Source organism: Caballeronia sp. LZ032 (assembly GCF_031451315.1).
GTDB lineage: Bacteria > Pseudomonadota > Gammaproteobacteria > Burkholderiales > Burkholderiaceae > Caballeronia.
The window spans coordinates 1-15,825 of the sequence record NZ_JARUXP010000004.1 but is presented as its reverse complement, the minus strand read 5'-3'; the positions used below and the strand labels follow the sequence as shown (position 1 = coordinate 15,825).

13 protein-coding genes are annotated in these 15,825 nt (G+C 63.9%); 8 read left to right on the top strand and 5 right to left on the bottom strand.

Going from position 1 to position 15,825, the window contains the following annotated elements; genetic code table 11:
* The first annotated feature begins 12 nt into the window (after window positions 1–12).
* The 5 genes from QCE69_RS28020 to QCE69_RS28000 are packed head-to-tail and all read left to right on the top strand — an operon-like array spanning window position 13 to window position 4,657.
* Window positions 13–312: a sarcosine oxidase subunit delta gene (locus QCE69_RS28020; RefSeq protein ID WP_309818931.1), complete on the top strand. Its 300-nt coding sequence runs from the start codon at window positions 13–15 to the stop codon at window positions 310–312.
* Window positions 309–3,311, top strand: a complete 3,003-nt coding sequence (locus tag QCE69_RS28015) for a sarcosine oxidase subunit alpha family protein (RefSeq protein ID WP_309934241.1) — start codon at window positions 309–311, stop codon at window positions 3,309–3,311. Before QCE69_RS28020 ends, QCE69_RS28015 begins: the two co-directional genes overlap by 4 nt.
* Window positions 3,301–3,963 carry a sarcosine oxidase subunit gamma gene (locus tag QCE69_RS28010; RefSeq protein WP_309927438.1) on the top strand — a complete coding sequence of 221 codons (663 nt, stop codon included), beginning with the start codon at window positions 3,301–3,303 and terminating at the stop codon, window positions 3,961–3,963. The genes QCE69_RS28015 and QCE69_RS28010 overlap by 11 nt, the downstream gene beginning before the upstream one ends.
* Window positions 3,960–4,397 carry a dihydroneopterin aldolase gene (locus tag QCE69_RS28005; protein ID WP_309818925.1) on the top strand — a complete coding sequence of 146 codons (438 nt, stop codon included), beginning with the start codon at window positions 3,960–3,962 and terminating at the stop codon, window positions 4,395–4,397. Before QCE69_RS28010 ends, QCE69_RS28005 begins: the two co-directional genes overlap by 4 nt.
* Window positions 4,394–4,657, top strand: a complete 264-nt coding sequence (locus QCE69_RS28000) for a hypothetical protein (protein WP_309927437.1) — start codon at window positions 4,394–4,396, stop codon at window positions 4,655–4,657. Before QCE69_RS28005 ends, QCE69_RS28000 begins: the two co-directional genes overlap by 4 nt.
* A 22-nt stretch (window positions 4,658–4,679) precedes the next feature.
* Here the strand turns inward: QCE69_RS28000 and QCE69_RS27995 are convergent, their stop codons facing one another.
* From QCE69_RS27995 to betI, 4 genes are all read right to left on the bottom strand, one after another.
* On the bottom strand, window positions 4,680–8,075 hold the full coding sequence (locus tag QCE69_RS27995; RefSeq protein WP_309934239.1) for a hypothetical protein: 3,396 nt from the start codon (window positions 8,073–8,075) through the stop codon (window positions 4,680–4,682).
* Between the two features lie 127 nt (window positions 8,076–8,202).
* Entirely contained in the window at window positions 8,203–9,897 is a 1,695-nt protein-coding gene (gene betA, locus QCE69_RS27990; RefSeq protein WP_309934237.1) for a choline dehydrogenase, read from the bottom strand.
* An 11-nt stretch (window positions 9,898–9,908) separates the two neighbouring features.
* Window positions 9,909–11,378 (bottom strand): betaine-aldehyde dehydrogenase, encoded by a 1,470-nt coding sequence (betB, locus tag QCE69_RS27985; RefSeq protein WP_309934235.1) that lies wholly within the window; start codon window positions 11,376–11,378, stop codon window positions 9,909–9,911.
* A 26-nt stretch (window positions 11,379–11,404) separates the two neighbouring features.
* The gene (gene betI, locus QCE69_RS27980; protein ID WP_309934233.1) at window positions 11,405–11,992 is read right to left on the bottom strand and encodes a transcriptional regulator BetI; all 588 of its coding nucleotides are present in this window, start codon (window positions 11,990–11,992) and stop codon (window positions 11,405–11,407) included.
* Between the two features lie 239 nt (window positions 11,993–12,231).
* Here betI and fdhA point away from each other — a divergent pair, with 239 nt between their 5' ends.
* A complete protein-coding gene (gene fdhA / locus QCE69_RS27975) occupies window positions 12,232–13,428 on the top strand; it encodes a formaldehyde dehydrogenase, glutathione-independent (protein ID WP_309818915.1) in 1,197 nt (398 codons plus the stop codon).
* Window positions 13,429–13,479: 51 nt separating this feature from the next.
* The gene (locus QCE69_RS27970) at window positions 13,480–14,010 is read left to right on the top strand and encodes a GNAT family N-acetyltransferase (protein WP_309927427.1); all 531 of its coding nucleotides are present in this window, start codon (window positions 13,480–13,482) and stop codon (window positions 14,008–14,010) included.
* A gap of 3 nt (window positions 14,011–14,013) precedes the next feature.
* Here the strand turns inward: QCE69_RS27970 and QCE69_RS27965 are convergent, their stop codons facing one another.
* The gene (locus QCE69_RS27965) at window positions 14,014–15,009 is read right to left on the bottom strand and encodes a GlxA family transcriptional regulator (RefSeq protein ID WP_309934232.1); all 996 of its coding nucleotides are present in this window, start codon (window positions 15,007–15,009) and stop codon (window positions 14,014–14,016) included.
* 513 nt (window positions 15,010–15,522) lie between these two features.
* Between QCE69_RS27965 and QCE69_RS27960 the strand changes: the two genes are divergently transcribed.
* On the top strand, window positions 15,523–15,825 hold a 303-nt coding region (locus QCE69_RS27960; RefSeq protein WP_309934230.1), incomplete at its 3' end, for a membrane dipeptidase.

Genomic DNA, 15,825 nt, shown 5'->3' with positions numbered 1-15,825 from the left:
GAGGAAAGAACCATGTTGCTGATCGAATGCCCCTGGTGCGGGCCACGCGCCGAAACCGAATTCTCCTGCGGCGGCGAAGCGGACATCGCGCGTCCGCTCGACACCGAAAAGCTCACCGACCGCGAATGGGGCGACTACCTCTTCATGCGCAAGAACCCGCGCGGCACGGCGCGCGAGCAATGGATGCACGCACAAGGTTGCCGCCGCTGGTTCAAGGTGCAGCGCGATACGGTTTCCTACGAGATTCAGGGCTACGAGACCTTCGACCGTCCGCTGGCTGTGATGAATGACAACGGAGCACAGTCGAAATGAGCCAGAAAGACCGACTCGGCCTGGGCGGGCGCATCAACCGCGCCATTACGCTGACCTTCACGTTCAACGGCAAGACCTACCAGGGCTACGAAGGCGACACGCTCGCCTCCGCGCTGCTCGCCAGCGGCGAGCGCTTCGTCGCGCGCAGCTGGAAGTACCACCGTCCGCGCGGCATCATCACGGCGGGCGTGGAAGAGCCGAATGCCGTCGTGCAGCTGGAAACCGGCGCCTACACGGTGCCGAACGCGCGCGCCACGGAAGTCGAGCTGTATCAGGGGCTCGTCGCCAAGAGCGTGAACGCGAAGCCGAGCATCGAGAACGATCGCATGGCGGTCAATCAGAAGATCGCGCGCTTCATTCCGGCGGGCTTCTATTACAAGACCTTCATGTGGCCGCGCAAGTTCTGGCCGAAGTACGAGGAAGTGATTCGCGACGCAGCGGGCCTCGGCGAAGCGCCGAAGCATCTCGATGCCGACCGCTACGACAAGTGCTTCGCGCATTGCGACGTGCTCGTGATCGGCGGCGGTCCGTCCGGTCTGGCGGCGGCGCATGCGGCGGGTTTGTCCGGCGCGCGCGTGATCCTGGTCGACGACCAGCGCGAACTCGGCGGTTCGCTGCTGTCGTGCCGCGCGGAGATCGACGGCAAGCCCGCGCTGCAATGGGTGCAGAAGGTCGAAGCCGAACTGCGCCGCATGCCCGACGTGAAGATCCTGTCGCGCAGCACGGCGTTCGGTTATCAGGACCACAACCTCGTCACGATCACACAGCGTCTGACCGAGCATCTGCCGGTCTCGACCCGCAAGGGCACGCGCGAACTGATGTGGAAGGTCCGCGCCAAGCGCGTGATTCTCGCCACCGGCGCGCACGAGCGTCCGATCGTGTTCGGCAACAACGACCTGCCGGGCATCATGCTGGCGTCGGCGGTGTCGACGTATCTGCATCGCTATGCGGTGCTGCCGGGCCGCAACGCGGTGGTGTTCGCCAACAACGACGGCGCCTATCAGTGCGCACTCGACCTCAAGGCGGCCGGCGCTGCCGTGACCGTCGTGGATCCGCGCACGGCCGAATCGAAGGGCACGCTGCCGGCGGCCGCACGCCGCCAAGGCATCCGCGTGATGAACAACGCGGTGATCACGGCCGCGCACGGCAAGCTGCGCGTCGCGTCGGTGGAAGTCGCGGCCTATGCGAACGGACAGGTCGGGCAAAAGCAGGAAGAGCTGTCATGCGATCTGGTCGCCATGTCGGGCGGCTGGAGTCCGGTGCTGCACCTGTTCGCGCAGTCGGGCGGCAAGGCGCACTGGCACGACGAGAAAGCGTGCTTCGTGCCGGGCAAGGCGATGCAGGCGGAGAGCAGCGTCGGCGCATGCGCGGGCGAGTTCTCGCTGGCGCGCGGCCTTCGGTTTGGCGTCGAGGCGGGCGCGGATGCAGCGCGAGCGGCGGGGCATATCGTCGCGAAGCCGCAGCCTGTGCAGGTGGCCGAGATCGTCGAGGCGCCGATGCTGCCGCTGTGGATCGTCGGCAACAAGGAGCTGGCGACGCGCGGTCCGAAGCAGTTCGTCGATTACCAGAACGACGTGTCCGCGGCGGACATCTATCTCGCCGCGCGCGAAGGCTTCGAGTCGGTCGAGCACGTGAAGCGCTATACGGCGATGGGCTTCGGCACCGACCAGGGCAAGCTCGGCAACATCAACGGCATGGCGATTCTCGCGCAGGCGCTGAACAAGACCATTCCCGAAACCGGCACGACGACCTTCCGCCCGAACTACACGCCCGTGACCTTCGGCACGTTCGCGGGCCGCGAGCTGGGCGAGTTTCTCGATCCGGTGCGCAAGACCGCCATTCACGAGTGGCACGTCGAGAACGGCGCGATGTTCGAGGATGTCGGCAACTGGAAGCGTCCGTGGTACTACCCGAAGGCGGGCGAGGACATGCACGCGGCCGTGGCGCGCGAGTCGCTCGCGACGCGCGAAAGCGTGGGCATTCTCGATGCATCGACGCTCGGCAAGATCGACATCCAGGGTCCGGATGCCGCGAAGCTGCTCAACTGGATGTACACGAACCCGTGGAGCAAGCTCGAAGTGGGCAAGTGCCGCTACGGCCTGATGCTCGACGAAAACGGCATGATCTTCGACGACGGCGTGACCGTGCGCCTCGGCGAACAGCACTACATGATGACGACCACGACCGGCGGCGCGGCGCGCGTGCTGACGTGGCTCGAACGCTGGCTGCAGACCGAATGGCCCGACATGCGCGTGCGGCTCGCGTCGGTGACGGACCATTGGGCGACCTTTGCTGTCGTCGGGCCGAACAGCCGCAAGGTGCTGCAGAAGGTCTGTCACGACGTGGATTTCGCCAACGCGGCGTTCCCGTTCATGAGCTATCGCGACGGCACGGTGGCGGGCGCGGCGGCGCGCATCATGCGCATCAGCTTCTCGGGCGAGCTCGCCTATGAAGTCAACGTGCCGGCGAACGTCGGCCGAGCGGTGTGGGAAGCGCTGATGGAAGCGGGCGCCGAGTTCGACATCACGCCGTATGGCACGGAAACCATGCACGTGCTGCGCGCGGAGAAGGGGTACATCATCGTCGGCCAGGATACGGACGGCTCGATGACCCCTTACGACCTCGGCATGGGCGGACTGGTCGCGAAGTCGAAGGACTTCATCGGCAAGCGTTCGCTGACGCGTTCGGACACGGCGAAGCAGGGACGCAAGCAGTTCGTCGGCCTGCTGACCGACGATCCGCAATACGTGCTGCCGGAAGGCGCGCAGATCGTGGCAGGCCCGTTCCAGGGCGACACCGCGCCGATGCTCGGCCACGTGACGTCGAGCTATTACAGCCCGATCCTGAAGCGTTCGATCGCGCTGGCCGTCGTGAAGGGCGGACTCGACAAGATGGGCGAATCGGTCCTGATCCCGCTCGCGAGCGGCAAGCAAGTGAAGGCAAAAATCACCAGTTCGGTGTTCTACGACAGCGAAGGAGCACGTCAGCATGTTGAATGAGATCAAAACGGGCGCTGCGGTCGTCGATCGTGCCATCGGCGCACAAGGACTGAGCGGTACCTGGCAGGAATCCCCGCTCGTCGGCGCCGATGCGCTGCTCAAGGCGCATCAGGGCGGCTCGCCGAAGGTATTCCGCCTTACCGAGCGGCCATTCCTCGAACTCGTGAACGTGCGTGGCGATACGCGTGACGCGAGTTTTGTGAAGGCCGTGCAGAACGTGCTCGGCTGTACGCCGCCCGAGAAGCCGAACACCGTCGCGCGCGGCAATGGCTACACGATGCTGTGGCTCGGTCCCGACGAATGGCTCGTGCATTCCGACGCCGCTCACGACGCCTCGCGTCCCGCGCCGCTCGAAGCGAAGCTGCGTGAAGCGTTCGTCGGCCAGTTCTCGGCGGCGGTGGATATCGGCAGCGGCTATACGGTGCTCGATATCGATGGTCCGAAGACGCGCGAGGTGCTGTCGCGCGGCTGTCCGCTCGATCTGCATCCGAAGCTGTTCGGCGAAGGCCAGTGCGCGCAGAGCCACTTCTTCAAGGCATCGCTGACGCTGGTGCCGCTGGGCGGCGACCGCTTCGAGCTGATCGTGCGCCGCAGCTTCGCGGACTACTTCGTGAAGATCATGCTCGATGCCGCCGGGCCGCTGCTTTCATGAAGCCGTTCGAGCCGCTGGAGATGGGCGGACGAGGCTGGCGCGTCGTGGTCGACGAATTGATCGTGCAGACGCGCGTCGGTCTCTACGAGCATGAGCATGAAGGGCCGCAGCCTGTCTGCATCGATGCGAGCCTGCATTACCGCGCGATGCCGGATGAATCGGACGATGGCCTCATCGACTACGAAGCGTGGTGCAATCGCGTGAGCGCGTTTCTCGAGACGAAGCCGCATACGCGTCTCCTCGAAACGCTGGCCGTGGAGATTGCCGCGCTCTCGTTCGATGAATGGCCCGCGCTCGATGCCCTGACGCTCACGCTGCACAAGCCGAAGATCCGCCCGGGCACGAAACGTCTCGGGCTGGAACTGGACTGGCGTCGCGCGGACCATGAGGCGTGGCGGTTGCGTAGCGCTGCGCGTGAATTCGCGACGCCATGAATCCGTCGCGCGATGCCGCCGCACAGCTGTCCGCACGTGCCTTCAAGAAGCACGATGCGGATGCGGCGCTCGCGTTGCTTGACCGAAGCATTGCGCTGAAGCATCGGCGGATCGCGCTGATACGCTATCTGCATGCACAGTATCTCGATGCGCCGCTGCAAAGCCGGCATCACGACTATGTGAAGGCGGTCGCGGCGCGGCTCAGCGTGGACGCGTTGATGAGCATTGCCGCGACGGCGCGTGCACGGTTCGATATGTGATGCGGGCGTCGCGTGCGCTCGATCAATCGTGAGCCTGCAAGTACGCCGGGTTGACGGACTGGATGTAGGCTCGCACCGTTTCAACGGGCTGCTGGATCCAGTCCGCGATGGATTGCAGCGGAAACTGATAGCTGTCGCCCATGAGCATCTGGACGGTTTCCTGATCCTGCCGGGTCAGCATCGGCGCGGTGGATGGCGTGGACGAACCCGGCTGTTCGGATGTAGATCCTTGCCACCACTGGGCGCTGCGCTCCACCGGCGCGGGATTGACAGGGAAGTAACCCGTGGTCGCGTAATTCGGCGCGATGTTCTGCACGTACCGGGAGACAAGGTTTTCGTCCAGCCCGAGCATCTGCGCGATGTATTCGGGCCTGACCCAGTTCTCCATGAAACTGCGGATGTCGGCCTGGTTGGCTTCCGTGAGCCCTGGCGGCGCCATTTCGGTGGCAGGAGGCGCGGCTGGTGCGCCCTGAGCCGCTTCAGGCGGTGGCGCGCCTTCGGCGGCAGGGGCCATGGCCCGGTTCAATCCCTGTGCTTCGGCAAGCTTGATGACCGTGGCGACGTCTGCTCCTTCTTTCCGGGCGATTTCAACGTACGTCAAAGATGTCGTCCGGAGATCCTGCACCACGCGGTGCTTGATCGTTGGGTGTGTCGCAACGGCCTGTTGCAGGTCTTGCCGCCGCAAAGTTCGTTGTTGGATTTTCCTGACGGCATAGGTTGAAACGCCGAACTCCCGGGCAACGGCGTTCGACCCGGCAGCCGGATGTGTCGCGATGTAGCGCTGTATTGCTTCAGTCGTTGCATTTGAGATGCGCACACGGGGCACCGCGCGCGTCAGTCCAGCTTCCGTTGCAATGCTGGAGACCGCCTGCGCATTGACAGCAAGCTTTGCCGCGATGTTCGAATAGCTTGCATCGGGATATGCCTGCAGGTAGTTCGTTACCATTTGAATGACTTCCGGCCGCATCCGTGCAGTTCTGTTCAAGGGGCGTGCCATATTTCCGCCCGCCGGACTCTGTACCGGAAGGGCGGCGATGGCGTCGACCTCTTCGCGGGTGACATCGAACCTTCTGGCCAGCTCCCCATGATCCAGCCCAGGAAAGTCGGCGAGTTCGGTTTTGATCGCTTCAGCGGTCGTCTTTAACGACAGGTTTTCCGGCGCGTTTTTGGCCAGCCATTTCACGACGCCGGGCGTGGTGTCGAACTGTTGGGCGATCTCCGCATATTGATAGGGATGGGCCGCCAGCGACTCGGTGATTCTCGACCGGACATCCGGGGTGAGCTGGTTCACGCGTGCTTGCCATTGCTGCTCGAGTCCCCGTTGTTCCATGTCGTTCGCTTGCAGAATACTGCCTACCGTAGCGCTGCTTACACCGTTCCGGAGGGCTATCTCTCTCTGCGTCAAGTAGGGATGCTGCCTCACATCGTCCAGGATGGCTTTCTTCTCTTCGGCTGAAAGACGCGGCGCTCCGCCGACAAGCCCGGTATCCGAATGGGACTTCCAGACGCCCTCCTCATTTACCCGAACCGGGAACGAAGGCCGCCACGGATTGTTCCGATCGTAGACGCGCCAAGTGCCGTTGTCCTTGTCGTACTTGACCGCAAAAGGTTGACCGTCCATCGTGATGAAGTTCTGGCCTTGCTGGTCGACCATGACACCGGGCGCGCTGCCCGGCGTCGATTGGGTGATCGGCGTTTCGTACTTGTAGGACGGGGGCAAAGGCTGCTCGCCGTTGATTTGTGCGCTGGCAGAGTCGAGTTCGCTCAGCGGCGGCGCCTTTGCGGATGAGGCCGCCTGGGCAACCTCCGCCGCGCCCGGGGCCGCTATTTCTACAGCCTTGGGCTTGCGCAGCAGGTCGAGCAGCGCGCCGGCCTTCGACATGCCGCCTTTGATTGCCGGACCGACGAAGTCCACATCGGGCATCTTGTAGCCCAGCGCTGTGCCCAGCACCCCCGCACCCATATCGATGAACGTTCGAGCGGTATCGTTCAGATGAGTGTGCGGGCAGATCGAATTGGTGAACAGGCTCGCCACCGGCATGGCGCCGACGGTCAGGCGGCAAAACGCTTCGTCGAGCTCCTGCAGCCATTCCGGCGGAGGCGGTGAGTAAGCGGTCAGGTATTCGCGGCGCAGCGGATTGAGGTCGGTCTTGCCTTGCACGCTGATGCGTTGTTCCGCGGCCACGAGCCGGCGTTGTGCCCATTGATACCCGGCCACCAGGTTCTTGCCGTAGTCATCGTTGGGCAAGGGCGGGTTCTTGAGGACATCGGAGATGCTGGAGAAAGGCGGCAACTCGAAGCGATGGAACAGATGGCTCTGCTCGGCTTGCTCCGCGTTGGCGTCCCGGCGGCGGGTGCGGTCCTCCCATTCCCTGAGTTTGCTGAAGCCCTCCGGGCTCATCTTCATCAGTTCGGTGAAGGCGAGCGCATGCTGCTCGTCCTGCAGGATCGCGCCGAAGTGCTCCAGCCGTGCGGGTGAATCGTCGCCCGGGCCGGAGATGGTCATGCCGGAGGCCTCGTTCAGGCGTTTGATCACCTCGCCGAAGGTCTTCTGGCGGGCGAGTCTCGCTGCATCGACCTCGTCGTAAATACGGTCGGCGATCTTCGACTGCAGAACACGCTTGAGCGCGGTGCCCTGGGCCATGGCGGTTTCGCGCTCTGCAGACGTGGTGGCGCTCTCGAAGTTGTCGCGCAGATTATCCAGACGCTCGATGCCGCGCTTGCCGTCGGCATCGAGATAGCCGCTGCCGAAGGGCGCCGTGAAGATCGACTCGGCATGCTTGACGGGATCGGCCTGGGTGTCGTCATGCTCTTCGGACACGGCTTGGCGAAACGACTCGAACTGCTTGACGATGATGGCGCGCTGGCCGGGATCGGCGGCGTTCCCGAAAGCCGTGCTGAACATCGAGAGCTGAGCCAGGTTCTGTTCGCGCAAGGCGTCGTCGGGCATGTCGGCGATCTGCGCCTGAAGGCCCGGCAACTGATTCTGGAACGCCTTGGCATAGTCCGGACGGCCCGTCATGTTGATGCTGTTGAGTTCGCGCGCGCTGGCGGCGTTGTCCTGATTGCGCCAAGAGGCTTTGTCGTCATGATCGTAGGTCTCGTTGAGACGTTCGAGTTCGTCGGCGGTGGCGCCTCGAAGGATGGTGTCGTCCTGCTTGGATGCTTCCGGAGCTGGCGGCGTGGGTGCGGACGCCGTGGCGTCCGGCGCAGGCGTGGAGTCGGTCGGCGGGTCGACCGAGAGCTGAGTTGGAATGGATGGCGCGTGCGATTGGTCGGCCTGGACGCCTGTGTCCTTGTCGTCCGGCTTTTCTGGCTGAGGCGCGTCTTGTTGAACGGGCTGCGACGTACTGGAATCCGACGAGTCGGCGGGCGTTGCTGAATCGGCAGGGCGGCTGTCGACGGAACTGACTGACATGGAACACTCTCGGGCTTTGAGTTGTCGGGCGGGAGCAGCGATGCGTCCGCCCTTCACGTATTCCATTAAAGACCGTAGCCAATCAAGCCCGGTCGTACCGCAGTACGACGAACCTCACCGGGCTCGATCAGTGTCCGGCCAGATCCAGTACCTGCGCCGCCCGCGCTCGTTTTCCGCCCGCCACGAAGTAAGGCGTCTCGACCCGCGCCAGCGGCTCGACGCCCCGGATGCGATCCGCGATCTTCTCCGCCAGCATGATGGTCGGCGCATTGAGATTGCCGGTCGTGATCTGCGGCATGATCGACGCATCCACGACCCGCAGACCCTGCATGCCATGCACGCGGCCTTCGCCATCCACGACCGCCATGTCGTCGTAGCCCATCTTGCACGAGCATGACGGGTGATACGCGGTCTCCGCCTTCGCGCGCACGAAGGCATCGAGTTCCGCGTCGCTCTTCAGGTCGTCGGACGGATGCAGCTCGCGGCCCCGGTATCGTTCCAGCGCGGGCTGACGCATGATTTCGCGGGTGATGCGAATGGCGTCACGGAACTCGCGCCAGTCGAGCGGATCGGCCATGTAGTTGAACAGGATGCCAGGATGCGCGTGCGGATCGCGCGACTTGATCTTCACTTGACCACGGCTCGGAGAACGCATCGAGCCGACGTGCGCCTGAAAGCCGTGCATGCGGATCGGGTTTGAGCCGTTGTAGTTGATCGCGACAGGCAGGAAGTGATACTGGATGTTCGGCCATGGATCGTCGTCGCGCGTGCGGATGAAGCCGCCCGCCTCGAACTGGTTGCTCGCGCCGATGCCCGTGCCGTTCAACATCCATTCGAGCCCGATGGCCGGCTGGTTCCACCATTGCAACGCCGGATACAGCGACACGGGCTCCTTGCACTCGTACTGCATGTACATCTCGAGGTGATCCTGAAGATTTTCACCGACGCCCGGCAGATCATGCACGACCGGAATCTCCAGCGGCTTCAGCCAGTCAGGCCGTCCAACGCCCGAGCGTTGCAGCAACTGAGGCGAGGCAATCGCGCCGCTGCACACGAGCACTTCGCGGCGCACATGCGCGGTCACGCGTTCGCCGAGATGCAGATAGGCGACGCCGATCGCCCGCTTGCCCGAGAACAGCACGCGGTCAGTCGTGGCATGCGTGACGATCGTGAGATTGCCGCGCTGTTTCGCGCGGTCCAGATAGCCGCGCGCGGTGCTGGCGCGCCTTCCCTTCGCGGTCACGGTGCGGTCCATCGGACCGAAGCCTTCCTGCTGATAACCGTTGAGATCTTCAGTGCGCGGATAGCCCGCCTGCACGCCTGCATCGACCATCGCGGCAAAGAGCGGGTTGTTGCCGGGCTTGCTGGTCGTTACGTGCACCGGGCCGTCGCCGCCGTGATACGCATTCGGCCCGATGTCGCGTGTCTCCGCCTTGCGGAAATAGGGCAGGCAGTCGAGATAGCTCCAGTTGTCGAGACCGGGCATCGAGGCCCAGTTGTCGTAATCGAGCGCGTTGCCGCGGATATAGCACATGCCGTTGATGAGCGACGACCCGCCCAGTCCCTTGCCGCGACCGCACTCCATGCGGCGGTTGTTCATGTGCGGCTCGGGCTCGGTTTCATAGGCCCAGTTATAACGCCGTCCCTGCAACGGATAAGCCAGTGCTGCGGGCATCTGCGTGCGGAAGTCGAAGCGATGATCGGGGCCGCCCGCTTCCAGCAACAGCACGGTCACGTCCGCGTCCTCGGTGAGACGCGAGGCGAGCACATTGCCCGCCGATCCCGCGCCGACGACGATGTAGTCGTATTCGTTCGCGCTCATCGTGAAGCTCCTTAAAACACGGGCTGATAGGGACCGAGCTCCACCTGCACGGACTTGATGCGCGTGTAGGCATTGAGCGTGGCGATGCCGTTCTCGCGGCCGATCCCGGACTGCTTGTAGCCGCCGACCGGCATTTCCGCCGGCGACTCGCCCCAGGTGTTGATCCAGCAGATACCCGCCTGCAGCCGATGAATCACGCGATGCGCGCGCGACAGATTCTCCGTCACCACGCCTGCTGCGAGACCGTAGTCGGTGTCGTTGGCACGGGCGATCACTTCGTCTTCGTCGTCGAATGAAAGGATGCTCATGACGGGACCGAAGATTTCCTCGCGCACGATGCGCATGTCGTCGCGGCAATCGGTGAAGACGGTGGGCTGGACGTACTGGCCTCGCGCGAAGATGCCCTCGGTCAAACGCGCGCCGCCCGCAATGAGCCGCGCGCCTTCGCGTTTGCCGCTCTCGATGAAGCCCAGCACCTTCTGCAACTGCGCCGCACTGGCGAGCGGACCGAAGTTCGTCTGCGGATCATCGGGCGCGCCGGTGCGGATGCGCTTCACACGCTCCAGCAGCAGCGCCTCGAACGCCTCCATCACGCCGCGCTGAACGAACACGCGCGTGCCGTTCGTACACACCTGCCCGGAGCTGAAGAAGTTGGCGCTCATCGCGATGTCCGCCGCGCGTTCGAGATGGGCGTCGTCGAACACGATGAGCGGCGACTTGCCGCCCAGTTCCATCGTGACTTCCTTGAGCGTCGATCCACCCGCGCGTGCCATGACCTTCTTGCCGGTCTCGACGCCGCCCGTGAACGAAATCTTCTCGATGCCCGCATGTTCCGCCAGCATCGCGCCGACGCGTCCATCGCCCTGCACGACGTTGAAGACGCCTGTGGGCACGCCTGCTTCGGTATAGATTTCCGCAAGCTTCAACGCGCTCAGCGGCGTGACTTCGCTCGGCTTGAAGATCATCGCGTTGCCGGCCGCGAGCGCGGGCGCGGATTTCCAGCACGCGATCTGAATGGGATAGTTCCACGCGCCGATGCCCGCGCACACGCCGAGCGGTTCGCGCCGCGTATAGACGAACGATGACTCGCGCAAGGGAATCTGCTCGCCTTCGATGGCCGTGGCCAGTCCCGCGTAGTACTCGATGACGTCCGCGCCCGTGACGATATCCACGGCGCGCGTCTCCGCAATGGGCTTGCCGGTGTCGCGCGTTTCGAGCGCGGCGAGTTCGTCATTGCGGGCGCGCAGGAGATCGACGGCGCGCCGCAGGATGCGCGAGCGCTGCACCGCGGTCAGCGCGGCCCATTCACGTTGACCTTCGTGCGCGCCGCGCACCGCACGGTCGATATCCGCTTGCGAAGCCTGCTGTACGCGGGCGAGCAACTCGCCGTTGGCGGGATCGAGCGTGTCGAAGGTTTCGCCGCTGGTTGCATCGACGTGGGCGCCGCCGATGTAAAGCCGTTGCTCTTCGAAAGCCGACATGTCGCGCTCCTTCAAGTGAGATGAGGTCAACCGCGCGCGTCCAGCACGAGATCGATGTAGTCGTAAGCCAGGCGCAGCGCTGCCTTGGTGTCGAACGGCTCGCCGGCGAGCGCGCCGCGCAGCCACAGTCCGTCGATCAGCGCGGCCAGCCCGCTCGCCGCGCGCCGTGCGGCGGGCTTCGGCAGCGCGCGGGAGAAGTCCGCGCAAAGATTGGAATGGAGACGCCGCGTGTTGACGTGTTGCAGCCGCTTCAGCTCGGCCTTGTGCATGCTTTCCGACCAGAACGCCAGCCACGTTTTCATGACCGGGCCGTTCACCTGTTCGACGTCGAAATTCGCCGCGACCACGGCCCGCAACTTCGAACGCGGGTCGGGCTTCGCCGTCTTGCGGCGGCGCGCCGTGCCTTGCCAAAGCGCCCGCAGCACGTGGCGCATGGTGGCTTCGAGCAGGCCGTCCTTGTCGCCGAAATAGTGGCTCACGATGCCCGTCGAGATGCTGGCGCGCTGCGCGACGGAGGCCAGCGTGGCCCCCGCGAGACCGGACTGGTCGATGGTGTGCAGCGTGGCGTCGATCAATTGTGCGCGGCGAATCTCGCGCATGCCGAGCTTGGGCATCTCAGGCGTTCCAGTCAGTATCGTGCGCCGATGGTAGGTTTTTTATTTTGAACGGTCAATCAATAAAAACCGGAAAGGAACGTTCCGGGGCGGCGATGTCGGATTCAGTCAAACGCGCGTCGCATTGAATGGCAGTCGCGGTGTGCAAGCGGCGCTACCCTCGATGCACGGGCGCGATGGACCGCAGAGGTGCATGCACAAAAGTCGCGCGAGCCGTCCACGAAACATGGAGACGATCAATGAGCAGCAATCGCGGTGTCGTTTATCTGGGGCAGGGCAAGGTCGAAGTGCAATCCATCGACTATCCGAAGATGGTCGATCCACGCGGCCGCGACATCGGCCACGGCGTCATCCTGCGCGTCGTCACCACCAATATCTGCGGCTCGGATCAGCACATGGTGCGGGGCCGCACGACTGCCCCGGTCGGCCTCGTGCTCGGCCACGAGATCACGGGCGAAGTGATCGAGGTGGGCCGCGATGTCGAGACGCTCGCCATCGGCGACCTGGTTTCCGTGCCGTTCAATGTGGCCTGCGGCCGTTGCCCGACCTGCAAGGCTCAGCATACGGGCGTGTGCCTGAACGTGAATCCGTCGCGCGCGGGCGGCGCATACGGTTATGTCGACATGGGCGGCTGGATTGGCGGGCAGGCCGAGTATGTGATGGTGCCGTATGCCGACTTCAATCTGCTGAAGTTTCCCGACAAGGATCAGGCGATGTCCAAGATCCGCGACCTCACCTGTCTCTCCGACATTCTTCCGACGGGTTATCACGGCGCCGTGATGGCCGGCGTGGGTCCGGGTTCGACGGTGTATATCGCGGGCGCGGGTCCGGTCGGCATGGCGGCGGCGGCCTCGGCGCGCATCCTGGGCGCGGCGTGCACGATCGTCGGCGACATGAACGAGGAGCGTCTCGCGCATGCGCGCAAGATGGGCTTCGAGACCATCAATCTCTCGAAGGACGCGACGCTCGGCGAGCAGATCGAGCAGCTGCTCGGCAAGCCTGAAGTGGATTGCGCGGTGGATTGCGTGGGTTTCGAGGCGCACGGTCATGGCTCGGACAGCGGCCACGAAGCGCCGGCCACGGTGCTCAACTCGCTGATGGAGATCACCAAGGCGGCGGGCGCGATTGGCATTCCGGGCCTTTATGTCACGGACGATCCGGGCGCCGTGGACGCCGCCGCGCGAAAGGGCAGCCTGAGCATTCGCTTCGGTCTGGGCTGGGCGAAGTCGCATTCGTTCCATACGGGCCAGACGCCGGTGATGAAGTACAACCGCAATCTGATGCAGGCCATCCTGTGGGACCGTCTGCCGATTGCGGACATCGTGAACGTTTCAGTGGTGACGCTCGATGATGCTCCCGACGGCTACCGCAAGTTCGACGGTGGTGCGCCGCGCAAATTCGTCATCGATCCGCATGGGCTGCTGAAGGCCGCATAAGACGGCTTATCAGTTCGAGCTTTCCTGCCGAAACGGCGGCATACTCGATGTATGACCGCCGACTATCTTCGCACCGCGCTCTCCGTCCGCCTCGCGCTTGCTGCCGATGCGGCGGAGATCGCGCGCATCCACGTCAACGCGTGGCAAGTCGCTTACCGGACCATCTTCCCCGCAGAATTCCTCGCCTCGCTTTCGGTGCCGCGGCGCCAGGCGCTATGGTCTGAACTGATCGCGCGCGGCATGCCGCGCGTGATGCTGGCGCAGCGCAACGACGTCACGCTCGGCTGGATCGCGTGGGGCGCCTCGCGTGACTACGACAAGAACCGCACGGATGCGGAAATCGAGGCGGTCTATATCGATCCGCCGCATTGGCGGCAAGGCGCGGGCAGGATGCTGATCGAAGAGGCGGTGAACGCTGCCGCGAGCGAAGGCTATCGGCAGGTGACGCTCTGGGCGCTGGAGGAAAATGCGCGCGGCCTGCGCTTCTACAAGGCGCTCGGCTTTACGCTGGATGGCGTGTTCCGCACGGAGCGGGTAGGCGGTTGCGAGGTCTGCGAAACGCGCCTGCGCATGCACATCTGAACGTCAGGCGACCATCGCCGAAACCGACGAAAGCGGCGGCACCTGCTTGCGGCGCTCGCGGGTTGGCGCGGTGCCGAACGCGTCGCGATAGCTTTTCGAGAAGTGGCAGGCTGATTGAAAGCCGCACGCCATCGTGATGTGCATGATGGACATGTCGGTCTGCAGCAGAAGCTCGCGCGCGCGGCGCAGGCGCAGCGTCAGATAGTAATGCGTCGGCGTCATGCCGAGATGCTCGCGGAACAGGCGCTGCAACTGGCGCTGCGACATCCCGGCGAGCCGTGCCAGTTCTTCCCGCGACAAAGGCTCTTCGATGTTGTTCTCCATCAGCGAGATCACTTCGAAGAGCGACTTGTTGGCCGATCCGAGCCGCGCCACCAGTGGCATGCGCTGCTGCGCGCTGGTATCGCGCACGTGTTCGACGATGAACTGCTCCGCGATCTGCGTGACGCGCGCCGTGCCGACCCGTGCGGCGATGAGGTTGAGCATCATGTCGAGCGGCGCGACGCCGCCCGTGCAGGTCACGCGGTCGCGGTCGACGACGAACAGTTCCTTGAGAAAGCGCGTGTCGGGGAACTCTTCCTTGAGCGCCGACATGTTCTCCCAGTGGATCGCGCATGCATAGCCGGCAAGCAGCCCGGCGCGGGCGAGTGCGTAGGTGCCGGTGCAGAGCGAGCCGAGCACGCTGCCGGTGCGCGCGAAGCGGCGCAGCGCGGACAGATGTTCGTTGGTGGTGGCGCGCTGCACGTCGATGCCGCCGACCACGAACACAATATCCGGTTGGCCGACGCAATCCACGGGACCGGTATCGACGGACAGTCCATTGCTCGCGGTCACCGGGCCGCCGTCCGGGCTGACGATCGACCAGCGATACAGCGGCTGTCCCGTCAGATAGTTCGCCATGCGCAGGACTTCGATCGCATTGGTGAAAGCGATCATCGTGAAGTTGGGAAGCGGCATGAACGCGAAGTGCGACAGCGACGCCGTGCGATCGGGGGACATGTAAGAACTGATTCCTTCGAATCTGTTTGATTGGCGCCGTCAGACGCGGCGCTTTGCCACTTTGCAATTTTGGTTTCGATTGCAACTACCATGCCATCAGGCTAAACCCTGAGCGGCTCACGGCATCGCTCATGCTTGAACGCACCTGCGCACTGACGCAGGGCCTGACGGACAAAGGCGCGCACCGGTCCAGCGCACGATCGTCCCGTCGCAGTGCAGCAAGCACTGCCGTTCGAAGGGCTACACCGAATCCTGATTCGCCACTTGTCGAAAACAGACGTGGATGTCGGAAAACGCCAAGAACACGTCTAAATTCGTAAATTGACCGACGGGGCAAAAGTCAAGAATAGACGCAACGAAAGAAGGCGGCGAGAAGCGGCTCCGAGCCGCGCCAGACCTGCCTGATGATCCCACGGACTCTTTCATGTCGAACCCGACTCCTCGCTTCGAAACACCGTTCGCGTCGCTGTGCGAACGCTTTCCCATTTACCGCGCAACACGGAGCAATTCACGATGAGCACCCTGCACGACAACAGCATCATCATCGACGGCCTGAACATCTCGAAGTTCGAGCGCTCCGTGTTCGAGGACATGCGCAAAGGCAACGTCACCGCCGTCAACTGCACCGTCTCGGTGTGGGAAGACTTTCAGAAGACCATCGACAACATCGCGGAGATGAAGCAGCAGATCCGCGAGTACAGCGAGATCCTGACGCTCGTGCGCACGACCGACGACATCCTGCGCGCGAAGAAGGAAAACAAGACCGGCATCATCTTCGGCTTCCAGAACGCGTATGCGTTCGAGGACAACCTCGGC

Excerpts from the sequence above, each read along its gene's own strand:
- QCE69_RS28020 (WP_309818931.1), top strand. The coding sequence starts at position 13 with ATGTTGCTGATCGAATGCCCCTGGTGCGGGCCACGCGCCGAAACCGAA.
- QCE69_RS28015 (WP_309934241.1), top strand. The coding sequence starts at position 309 with ATGAGCCAGAAAGACCGACTCGGCCTGGGCGGGCGCATCAACCGCGCC.
- QCE69_RS28010 (WP_309927438.1), top strand. The coding sequence starts at position 3,301 with ATGTTGAATGAGATCAAAACGGGCGCTGCGGTCGTCGATCGTGCCATC.
- QCE69_RS28005 (WP_309818925.1), top strand. The coding sequence starts at position 3,960 with ATGAAGCCGTTCGAGCCGCTGGAGATGGGCGGACGAGGCTGGCGCGTC.
- QCE69_RS28000 (WP_309927437.1), top strand. The coding sequence starts at position 4,394 with ATGAATCCGTCGCGCGATGCCGCCGCACAGCTGTCCGCACGTGCCTTC.
- QCE69_RS27995 (WP_309934239.1), bottom strand. The coding sequence starts at position 8,075 with ATGTCAGTCAGTTCCGTCGACAGCCGCCCTGCCGATTCAGCAACGCCC.
- betA (WP_309934237.1), bottom strand. The coding sequence starts at position 9,897 with ATGAGCGCGAACGAATACGACTACATCGTCGTCGGCGCGGGATCGGCG.
- betB (WP_309934235.1), bottom strand. The coding sequence starts at position 11,378 with ATGTCGGCTTTCGAAGAGCAACGGCTTTACATCGGCGGCGCCCACGTC.
- betI (WP_309934233.1), bottom strand. The coding sequence starts at position 11,992 with ATGCCCAAGCTCGGCATGCGCGAGATTCGCCGCGCACAATTGATCGAC.
- fdhA (WP_309818915.1), top strand. The coding sequence starts at position 12,232 with ATGAGCAGCAATCGCGGTGTCGTTTATCTGGGGCAGGGCAAGGTCGAA.
- QCE69_RS27970 (WP_309927427.1), top strand. The coding sequence starts at position 13,480 with ATGACCGCCGACTATCTTCGCACCGCGCTCTCCGTCCGCCTCGCGCTT.
- QCE69_RS27965 (WP_309934232.1), bottom strand. The coding sequence starts at position 15,009 with ATGTCCCCCGATCGCACGGCGTCGCTGTCGCACTTCGCGTTCATGCCG.